This window comes from Mesonia mobilis DSM 19841 (assembly GCF_000423405.1).
Lineage (GTDB): Bacteria > Bacteroidota > Bacteroidia > Flavobacteriales > Flavobacteriaceae > Mesonia > Mesonia mobilis.
The window spans coordinates 86,357-96,991 of record NZ_AUHX01000013.1; the positions used below are offsets into that span (position 1 = coordinate 86,357).

10 protein-coding genes, 1 other RNA gene and 1 pseudogene are annotated in these 10,635 nt (G+C 33.9%); 7 read left to right on the forward strand and 5 right to left on the reverse strand.

Going from position 1 to position 10,635, the window contains the following annotated elements; translation table 11 throughout:
* Positions 1-54 precede the first annotated feature (54 nt).
* The 6 genes from G551_RS0110560 (at position 55) to creD (ending at position 4,028) form a co-directional block, all read left to right on the forward strand.
* Positions 55-666 carry a hypothetical protein gene (locus tag G551_RS0110560; protein WP_027885550.1) on the forward strand — a complete coding sequence of 204 codons (612 nt, stop codon included), beginning with the start codon at positions 55-57 and terminating at the stop codon, positions 664-666.
* A 1-nt stretch (position 667) separates the two neighbouring features.
* The gene (locus tag G551_RS0110565; RefSeq protein ID WP_027885551.1) at positions 668-967 is read left to right on the forward strand and encodes a winged helix-turn-helix domain-containing protein; all 300 of its coding nucleotides are present in this window, start codon (positions 668-670) and stop codon (positions 965-967) included.
* A gap of 52 nt (positions 968-1,019) precedes the next feature.
* Entirely contained in the window at positions 1,020-1,340 is a 321-nt protein-coding gene (locus G551_RS0110570; protein WP_027885552.1) for a hypothetical protein, read from the forward strand.
* 11 nt (positions 1,341-1,351) lie between these two features.
* On the forward strand, positions 1,352-2,119 hold the full coding sequence (locus G551_RS0110575; RefSeq protein WP_027885553.1) for an oxygenase MpaB family protein: 768 nt from the start codon (positions 1,352-1,354) through the stop codon (positions 2,117-2,119).
* 345 nt (positions 2,120-2,464) lie between these two features.
* Positions 2,465-2,668: a hypothetical protein gene (locus G551_RS16835; RefSeq protein ID WP_229797279.1), complete on the forward strand. Its 204-nt coding sequence runs from the start codon at positions 2,465-2,467 to the stop codon at positions 2,666-2,668.
* A gap of 10 nt (positions 2,669-2,678) precedes the next feature.
* On the forward strand, positions 2,679-4,028 hold the full coding sequence (gene creD, locus G551_RS0110585; RefSeq protein ID WP_027885554.1) for a cell envelope integrity protein CreD: 1,350 nt from the start codon (positions 2,679-2,681) through the stop codon (positions 4,026-4,028).
* Between the two features lie 32 nt (positions 4,029-4,060).
* Here creD and G551_RS0110590 read toward each other — a convergent pair whose 3' ends face one another.
* From G551_RS0110590 to G551_RS0110605, 4 genes are all read right to left on the reverse strand, one after another.
* A complete protein-coding gene (locus G551_RS0110590) occupies positions 4,061-6,067 on the reverse strand; it encodes an FG-GAP-like repeat-containing protein (protein ID WP_051191369.1) in 2,007 nt (668 codons plus the stop codon).
* 16 nt (positions 6,068-6,083) lie between these two features.
* The gene (locus tag G551_RS0110595; protein ID WP_027885556.1) at positions 6,084-7,181 is read right to left on the reverse strand and encodes a hypothetical protein; all 1,098 of its coding nucleotides are present in this window, start codon (positions 7,179-7,181) and stop codon (positions 6,084-6,086) included.
* 64 nt (positions 7,182-7,245) lie between these two features.
* Positions 7,246-8,076, reverse strand: coding sequence for an endonuclease/exonuclease/phosphatase family protein (locus tag G551_RS0110600; protein ID WP_027885557.1), 831 nt, complete (start codon positions 8,074-8,076; stop codon positions 7,246-7,248).
* Between the two features lie 3 nt (positions 8,077-8,079).
* Complete coding sequence (locus tag G551_RS0110605; protein WP_027885558.1) at positions 8,080-9,285, reverse strand: NAD(P)-dependent oxidoreductase; 1,206 nt, start codon at positions 9,283-9,285, stop codon at positions 8,080-8,082.
* Positions 9,286-9,569: 284 nt separating this feature from the next.
* Here G551_RS0110605 and ssrA point away from each other — a divergent pair.
* Positions 9,570-9,968: a transfer-messenger RNA gene (gene ssrA / locus G551_RS16425) on the forward strand.
* Between the two features lie 236 nt (positions 9,969-10,204).
* On the opposite strand, the pseudogene G551_RS15705 reads toward ssrA, so the two are convergent.
* Positions 10,205-10,635 (reverse strand): annotated as a pseudogene (locus G551_RS15705) (IS30 family transposase); the annotation flags it as partial.

Here is a 10,635-nt window from a genome sequence, read left to right on the forward strand (position 1 = left end):
AACTTGCAAATCTCATATTTTTAAATTTACTTTGTTTTTCAAAGTACTTTAAATATGCAAAAAGATTATTTTAAAGACATTTCAGAAATTAAAGATTTGATGAATAGATCGTCAAGATTTATATCACTAAGTGGTTTGTCTGGTATTTTAGCCGGTTGTTATGCATTAATCGGTGCTGCGGTAGCTTACCTTTACTTTCTTCCGCCGGCCATTAATATAGATTATTCTTCAACCAAAGAAATTAAGGTAAACTATATCATTCTAGATCTTATACTTGTCGCCACTTTTAGCATTGTTACCGCAATTATCTTAACGATGAAAAAAGCAAAAAGCAACCAAGAAAAAATTTGGGATGCCACCACCCAGCGACTATTACTTAATTTTATGGTTCCGTTGGCAGCAGGCGGTGTTTATATTCTTATCCAAGCCTATCAAAATCATTTCGGACTAAGTGCCGCGTTGATGCTTATTTTCTACGGACTCGCTTTAGTGAACGCTTCAAAATTCACTATTGGTAATGTTCAATTTTTAGGTTATGCTGAAATTATTTTAGGTTTAATTTGTGCTGCATTTCCCGGTTATGGTTTATATTTTTGGGCTTTAGGTTTTGGTGTGCTTCATATCGTTTACGGAACCTTAATGTATAGAGCAGAAAAAAAACAATAGATTGAGTATTATAGATAACATTAATAAGCTTTTTGATCACCGAATTCGATTGGGAATTATGTCGATCTTGATGGTGAATGAAAAGGTGAACTTTAAACGCTTAAAAGAATTGCTAGAAGTGACCGATGGTAATCTTGCGAGCCATATTAAAGCGCTCGAAAAAGCCGAATACATTATTGTTGAAAAATCGTTTATCGATCGTAAACCTAACACCCAATATATGGCAACAAAACTCGGAAGAGCCGAATTTAAAAAGCATATTGAAGCTTTAGAGAACATCATTAAAAAGCAAATGAACTAAACTAAAAAATTTTATTCATCTACTTTGAATTTCAAAGTGAAAACTAAAAGATATGACACTCTCCAACTCACTATTTCACCTCAATTTTACTCAACTAAGTAAACGAGCTTTACAAGGGATTTTTTTAGCTCTTCTCCTCTTTTCAATTTTAATATTAATTATTGGTGAAGTTGAATCCTGGATTTACATCCCGATGTTCACCGTGAGTATTGGCAGCGCTTGTGGCGGAATTTTTTTTCACCTAATTAGTGAAAATTGGTTTGCAAAATCTAACTATAAATTTTTGATAAACGCAGCTTGTGCACTTGTATTTTTAGTAGGTTTTTGGCTGAGTTTAGTTTTTGGATTAGCGCAAGTAGGACTTTGGGATTAAATACAAAAACTATGAAAACTTACTTTGTTCAACAAGATTCTATTGTTCGTAAAATCTGGGGAAACGCCGATACCGTGATGTTCATTTTTGCCGGCGCCGCAGCAGAGTTTGCACTAAATAAAGCGGTAGACTGGTTATACTTTACCGGTAAGTTGCCAAAAGATCCGTTAGGAAGATTATTTTCTACGGTAAATTATGCAAAAGTTATTGTGTTTGCTGAAGAAAAATTAGCCATCCAGGCCATTGAACAAATGAATCATATTCACCAAAAAGTGGAAGAAAAACGCGGTTATAATATTCCGGATTGGGCTTATCGTGATGTGCTGTTTATGCTCATTGATTATTCTATTAGAGCTTACGAAAGTTTAGAACGAAAATTAACTTCCGCAGAAAAAGAAGAAGCTTTTTCCGTTTTTAATCGTGTGGGTAAATTAATGCAAGTTCCCGGTTTACCTCAAAGTTTTGAAGCTTGGGAAATTCAGCGGAAACAACAACTTCAGGAAAATTTCGCGTATAGTGAGTTCACTAAAGATCTTTTTATTCAGTATAAAAAACACTTAGGCTTTTTTCGTTACCGGTTAGTTTTAGAAGCTCAAATTTTGCTGGTACCTCAACCCATTAGGAAACTTCTCGATTTTAGAAATCTCTCCATATTAACAATCATTATCCCAATCTATAAATTAAGCCGAAAGCTAAAATTAGACAGTTTTTTTAAAGAAATTATTTTACCTAAAACGTACAAAGAAGAAATTAAAGCGCTCGATCGCATTACTAACTAACACTGTTTTTTTATCTATAAACTTTGAATTTCAAAGTACTTTAAAACTTTAATTATGAGAAAACAATTGGTCATCTTTTTATTTTAAATTTCAAAAAACATTTATACCAAATTCTTCAAAAAAGATCATATCGCTTGGCAAGTTTCTACAGAAGATTTACTGCAATTCCCTACAGAAACTTTTGGCTTTCATTTAGGTGAATTTTTAAAACAAAATAATTTTCAGCTCATCCCTAAAGTTGAACGCCACGATGCTTACCACACGCTCACCAATTATGGCACTCGGGTTGAAGAAGAAATTGGCTTACAATATTTATGTATGGGCAATGGCAAAAAAAGCCCGTATATGTATGGAGCCATTCTTTTAGGTACGCTTATTCTACCTGAATATTTTGGTTTTTACGTGAAGTCGTTTCTCGTGGGGAAAGAAGCTAACCCATTTCATCATTTTGATTACGAACAAGTTCTACACCTCAATTATTTTCAGTTTAAATCGATGATTTTCAGCGAAAAAATAATTAAACCTCATTTACAAATTCATTCAATATAAATCAATCATTATGGAACAACAGAAAGGAAAATTCGGCAATTGGTTAAGAAATTCTATCACCGCCAAACTACTCGTTATTGGCATTTTAGCCTTGATTTTACTTATCCCGTTAAGCTTTGTAAAAGACATCATTTACGAACGATCACTCAGGCAATCGCAAGTGATTACAGAAATTAATCAAAAGTGGGGAAACGAGATTTTACTCTCGGGACCTATTTTAAAAATCCCTTATCATTATTACACAGAAGTTAAAGAATACGACAAAAAACAGGAAGAAATGATCACTAAACGTGAAGAACATCTCTCCTATTTATATTATTTCCCAGATCAATTAGATATTGATGCTAAAGTTGAAACCAAACCTTTAGAACGAAGTATTTACAAATCTGTCGTTTATCATTCACAATTGAAATTAGAAGGTTATTTCCCTAAAATTTCTTCGGAAGAATTTGAAATTCCAACGGAAGATGTGCTTTGGGAAAAAGCGAGTATTCTCGTAAAAACCTCGAACTTAAAAGGAATTAAAAGTCAGCTTGAAATTCAGCTTGGTTCACTTTCTACGCAATTGATGCCTATTTACAATCAAGAGAATTTAAAGACTTTACAATCGGAAGCTATTGCGAAATTTGCTGAAGTAAAAGATGAGAAAATTCCGTTTCAACTTCATTTAGATATGAACGGAAGCAAGAGTTTAAAATTTATCCCGATCGGAAAAACCACCGAAGCTAAAATGACCTCAAATTGGCCTTCACCAAGTTTTGACGGAAACTTTTTACCCGAAGACGGCTCGCGAGAAATCACCGAAAACGGATTTAAAGCCGACTGGAAAATCTTACAGATTAACCGACAATTTGAACAATCATTTAAAGGTAATTTACCCGATCTTACTCAATTTGCTTTTGGCACGAATCTGATTATTCCAGTAGACGATTATCAAAAAACAGATCGCACCGCCAAATATGGTTTTATGGTAATTAGTCTTACGCTTATTGTATTCTTTTTAATTCAATTAATGAGTAAAATTTATATTCACCCGTTTCAGTATTTAATGATCGGTTTAGCACTCGTGATGTTCTACAGTTTGTTAATTTCTATTTCTGAACACGCCACCTATTTTAAAGCTTACCTTATCGCTGGAAGTTCAGTTTTGGTTTTAATTGGTATTTATTCCCGCTTCATTTTTAAGAATATTAAATTTCCGTTGCTCATTAGTTGTTCACTAGCCGCGGTTTATAGTTTTATTTATGTGATCATTCAGCTAGAAAATTATGCTTTATTGATAGGAAGTATAGGTCTATTTATGATTCTTGCGATCATTATGTTCGCTTCCCGAAAAATAGATTGGAGCTCGGCTTCTTAAATAAAAAAAGCCGGTTTTAAAACCGGCTTTTTTTATTCTTTTACAAATTTTCTTTGAAAAGATTTGCCGTTTACCGTAATTCTCAGAAAATATATACCTGTACTTAATTGCTCTATAGATATAGGCTGATCTTGGTATAGTGTTCCTGTAATTTGCTTTTGTCCGGTTATAGAATAAATTTCAAATGATTCACCGTCTATCCCAAAAGCAGCATTAATCGCTATTTGATTTTTTGCAGGATTAGGATATAAACTTAGATTTTTATATTCGGTTTTATTGACTGATAAGAAACTTCCTTCTTCAATAACTAATGTTGAATTTAGGCTTGGATAATCAATTTCATCAATAATCCCAGAAGGCCACTTTACGGTTATTTTAGTGATTTCTGTATCTTCTCCTATTCCAAAATGAGTATTTAAACTATTCATATACCTAAAACCAACTCCTGCTTTTACATCTCTAATTTGAGTACCTAAACTACTAGTTACTTCAATTCTTGCGCCAATCCCGTTACGATTACTTTCTGTACCTATGAGTGCAACTTTTAACCAGTTGTTGCCATTGGGTTGATTATAATAGATATTATTATTTGAAACGATATCTAAAAAACCATCATTATTAAGGTCTCCAACAGGATTATTATTAATGTTAACCTCTGCATCGGTAAAAGTTAGATCACCATTATTTATTAAGATTTTTCCACCAATACCAAAAATATCTACATAGCCATCGTTATTAAAATCGCAAGCAACGTTTTCAATTCCCGTTGAAGTAATATTATCGATCCCAGAGCCTAAGGTAATATCTGTAAATGTGCCGTCGCCATTATTACGCATTAGTTTATGACTGCCGTCTGTAAGAGCATTTGCCCCCACAAAGACATCCATAAATCCATCATTATCAAAATCTGCCCAAGCAGAAGACCAAGCTTGTACAGGATCTGCAAGACCACTTTCCTCTCCTACTTCAGTAAATGTGCCGTCACCATTATTACGATGTAATTGATTAATTTTTATTTCATTATTACCACCTCTACATTTAGCTATAAATAAATCTGAGTCTCCGTCGTTATCATAATCGATCCAAATAGAACCATAATTACCGCCATTAGCAGAATCTCCCAAGCCACCTTGGTTATAAGTTAAATTTCCGCTACCATCATTCATATAATATACGTTTGGAGCAATATCGTGACAAACAAATGCATCTAAATGACCATCTTTATTAATGTCGACAAAATTTGAACGCTGGGAAAATACATATTCGCTTCCGCTAATTTGAGTGAAAGAATTACCATCGTCTGCAGCTTTCATAAATGTTACTCCGTTACCAGCTCCATATAAAAGGTCATTATATCCATTAGCATCAAAATCTGCTACTGCAAAACTCCAAGAAGCTAAGTATTGAGCATTTGAAGTAGTGATATTTCTTTCATTAAAAACATTCGTTTCTGTTTGTTCCAAAATATTTACATTATCCGACGAAATTGAAATAATATCATCTAAATAATCTCCATTCATATCGACAACTCCTAATGTATTTCCTGAAGTTGAAGGGGTTATGGCTACCGTATTAAAGTCTATAAGTGTTTCTGGTGCTACATATTCTGAAATTTCAAAATCATAGCCATCACTAGACCAATTATTATCAAATACGATGTAATAAGTTACTCCTTGCACTACATTAAAATCAAACACAGATAAAAGACTTGGACCCGGTGCAGAGTCATCATCTCCTCCTATACAAACTAAATTTTCACAAGATCCTTCATAAATATGAAACCTAGAATCTCCACCGGTATTACTTGCTAAATCTGTACTTACCTGTATGTGGTAATCATTCTCTGGCGTAAATTTATACCATTCTCCGTGGTCTCCATTAGTAAAGACTCCTGCACAATTTATAGGAGCTGCATCCCCATCAATTGTACCATATGAGTGATTACCTAGATCTACTTCAATTGCATCTTCGCAGGTATTTTGAGCTAGACAAAAATTAAGTGTCAAAAAACATAAAATTAAAAAGGTAATTTTTTTCATAAGCGTTGTATTAAAATTATTGGCAGTTATTTTCTAATGAGTTAATCCATTGTTCTATTAATTGTACACCTTCTTGATGAACTAAAGTTCGACCTAATAAAGGCATTCTTGAAGCTTCATCCTCCGTATTTAATCGATAATACATATTAGACCGCTGGTTGTTGCCGCTCATTACAATATAAGGTAAACCCGGCGCAATATATTCTTCTGGTTCTAAGCAAACTCCTAGATGATCTAATACATTAGTTTCTGAATAAGCTAAACGTAACACTCTATATGAACAATGTGCATTTTCTGAATGGCAATGAGCGCAATTTATATCTAAATAAGACCTAACTCTTTCTTGTAAAGATTCAGATTCGTCTGTCCAATCTTTAACTGATACTATTTCTGATGGGAAATTTTCTAAAAAACCTTTATCTACCCACTTTTGAAGTTGATGCTGCTGCCCATCTGCATAATTAATTAACCTATTTAAGTTTTGAGGTTTTGGACCAATTGGTATGGGAACCTCATTTGTTTTATGACAAGTAACACATTCATTACCAGAAGGAATTCGATAATTAGTACTTTTAACCATACCGTTCTCTTCCCACTCAAGCGGCACATAACTACCATCTAGATCAAGATAAGCTTCGGTTTGCTCTTCATTCCAAACATAATTGGCAAATTCCCAATTGCCATTTCTTTTAAATAACAAACGAGTTTCTATAATTTTTTGTTCATATTGAGGAAGAACATTTTCGTAATAAAAATTTTTTATAAGCACCGTACTATTAGGAAAATTAAAAACCTCACTATCATCCACATAACTTGCTTTTGATGAGTTTGGCATCCAAATAAACCTTTTCTTTTTTGCGTAATCGGTAAATAATGGAGTTATTAAATCATAAGGTAAAACGCTATTAACCGGTTCAATATTATTTAATCTTCCTTCATAAAAATTATATTCTGATAAAGTTTGGTAAGGAACCGATGACACATCAAAATTCACAACATCCTCATCTGGATTTTCTTCAACAGGTTCTTCTTCAACTCTAGAATAGGAGTCATCACTACTGCAAGAAGCTATCAAAAACACAGAAGAAATCAAAAAAATATAAATTATACGCATTAAAAAAGTGTTAAGCCGTTTCGATTAAAACAAACTTAACACTTTAAATACTAATTATACAATATTACTTTAATATAATTTTAACAAAAACCGGTAAGTGATCGGAAGCATATCTTCCATCTTCGTTATCACTTAAAACGGCGTAGGTTTTAATTTTTACTTCTTCGGAATGAAAAATATAATCGATTCTTCTAGTCACCGGAGTTTTAAAATCATAACCATTAAATGTACCCGACGGACCTAATTTTATTCCTGCAGAATAATCTTTAGCATCTTTCAAGTAAGATTTAATATACTGAATTTGTTCCGTTTCTGGTTCTAGATTAAAATCTCCGGTTAACAACACCGGATAATTTTCTACGTTGATCTTCTTTATCTGCTGAGTGATTAATCGAGAACTATTTGTTCTGGCGTCTTTACCACGATGATCAAAATGCGTATTGAAAAAATAGAATTTCTCACTACTTTCTTTATCTTTCAGCAAAGCATAAGTGCAAATACGATGATAATCGGCATCCCAACCTTTTGAAATTTGATTGGGTGTTTCTGAAAGCCAAAAAGTATCACTTTTTAAAACTTCAAATTTTGTGGTATCGTAAAATATTGCGCTAAACTCACCTTGATCGCCACCTTCTCGACCTACACCTATATGTTGGTAATTAGATAATTCAGCAGTTATAAAATCGATTTGCGATTTCACAGCTTCTTGAACACCAAAAATTTGCGGATGGTAAAATTTAAGCTGATTCGCTAAAAAATCTTTACGCTTCGACCAACTGTTCTCGCCATCATTTTCATTCGCGTATTTAATATTATAGCTCATCGCTGTAAATTCTTGAGCCAGTAAACCAAAACTCGAAACCATAAAAATTATCGCTACAATTAATTTCTTCATCGTTTATTCTTTACCGTCAACAAAATCTTGTAAATAAGCGAAACGTGGTGTAAGTTTCCCTTGAAAAGTCATTCGGGCACGTTCTAAAATTCCGTTAACATCATCGTTATAAAATGAAGGGATCACATGCTCTAAAAACATTTCTCCAAAACCTTCGCTGGCGTCTTTTGGCAATTCACAAGGTAAATTATCGACTGCCATTACGGTAATCGCTTCTGGAGCATCAAAAGTGACTTCTTTTTCGGTGGTTGGATCGTAACCATAAAAAGGATCGGCAATGGTAGAAGGTCTTAGCGTGCTTGCTACCGGACCGTCGATATCGCAACTTATATCGGCAACCAAATTGATCTTAAATTCGGGGTGTTTTGCGTCTTCACGAGTAAATAAAAACGGAGCACCATCGCCATAAAAATGTCCGGCAATAAAGAAATCACTCACTTCTGCAAACCGCATAAAATCTGATTCGTATTCATCGGGATTGTTATAAAAATCGTAGCGATCTAGGTTTTTCCCATCTTTACGTTTGTTATAATCTAACACGTCGATTTGGCAAAACACCGCCTCATCAAAGTCGTTCACCAAATAATCTTGAACATTCACTTCTTTTAAATTGAGTTCTTCTAAAATTTCTCGTGCTCCATTGGCTACTTTTCCACTACCGGTAAGCACGATTTTTAAATGAGGAAGTTCTACTTTTTTAAGTTCTTGTTTGAGCGCTGTATAATCGGGAAGAGTTTCTACTTTTTCTAATTGAAATGATTTTTCTCTAATCCCAAATGCTCTTAAACCATTATAAGCTCCTACGATCCCGGCATAACGCCCAAACCCTATGAGTCGGTTTCCTTTACTATCGGTAATGGTTTCGTGATCAAAAAGCTCAATATTCTTTTCAAGAATCGCTTGTAATAATTCTCGGTTATAAGGTTGCTTCTTTATAGTATGTGAAAAGAAAAAGTATTTTTTATTCGGAATTAATGCGGAAATAGGAACTTCTTTTACGCCTAAAAGCACCTCACAATCTGATAGGTTTTCGCTAACCTCTATACCTCGATCTTGATAGGTTGCATCTGAAAAAATTCGAATAGAAGAGCTTTCTACTTTTATTTGTGCCTCTAGAAATGTTTCTTGGAGTTCTTTTAATTTTTCTGGAGAAAAAACTACTCTTCTATCGGGTGGTGTTTTACGCTCGCGAATAATTCCTATTTTCATATATTTTAATTTCTATTGAATAGCCTGACAAATTGTTCTTGGCACAGGCTTTGTTATTTAAATGTTGTTGTGTAAATATATGATTTTATTGTATCTTTGCCAGCCTTACCTAAAAGTAAGTAGGTTCTTTTACAAGTTATTTTTGCGTTAGGGATAGCAGTGGAAATCCCACAGCCTGATAAGGCGAGGAATTGAAGCGAATAGCCCGCCGCTTGCTTGGTAAAGCAAGCGGAATGCCCAAGTAACTATTATTTTTGCTAGTTAAATTATTACTACAATACAATGGGGTCGACTGGTTTTGACAGCGAGTCTAATTGAGTTGTAAGCACGTCGAGCGCTGGGATATAGCTCGTAAATCTCATGTTTCACACTTTTTTAAACGGCGAAAATAATTACGCCTTAGCTGCGTAATCTGAACTATAGTAAGATTACCTTAACCTATGTAAGACATAGGGCTAAGATGTCTCTGGAAAGCCTTGATTTATGGCGTTCCACCAAGAGGCACCGATAAAATAAATCTAGGTAGCTTGACACCTTTAAGAGCTATTGAAATTTTAAAGGTTACGGAAAAATTGGGAGGTTTTCTGCCAGATTTTTCCCGACAATTAAAGTGAAAAATAAACGTGTAGAAAGCAGCTGAATTGCTTGTTTGGACGGGAGTTCGAATCTCCCCGACTCCACAACTAAAAACCTCAACTATTTGATATTTAATTAGTTGAGGTTTTTTATTTTAATTTTTTGTATGGTTTCTGTACGGCTTATGTTTTTATTAATTAAAACTTAATTGCATCTACTTTAAACTCTCTATTTCTTTTAGTGAAAAACCTTCAATCTCATTATTAGCTGAGTACAACCCATAAGTCCTAAAAAACAAATGTTTTGCACTTATGGGTTGAACTCAGCTTACTTGAACTTAGATTTTAATAAGATTTTGATTGAAGCCTTTTAGTATTTTAGCGAACTGATTTGTTACGGTTGTTGATTTTCTGTCTTTTAGTTTGATAATACAGACGAACCTAGACTTTCTTTCTACGATAGTACCAATAGCACTTTTTTGTCCTTTACCAATGACTAAATCACCTTCCCAGTGGCCTATTTCTTGCCTATCTTCAATGTGTTTCGGTCTTTCTTTGATATTGATGATATCTTTTATTTTAGTACCTCTTTTTGTTTTCGCATTAACTCTTCTACGCTGCGATTTTTGATAGGGTAGTAGCTTGATTAGTTTTTTGTTTAGACTAGCCTGTCTGTGTCTGTAAATATGCATATAGATAGCTTCGTAGGATATTGACATCTCTGGATCATTTGGGTACTTATCTTTTAATCTTTCTGAAATTTGATCAGGAGACC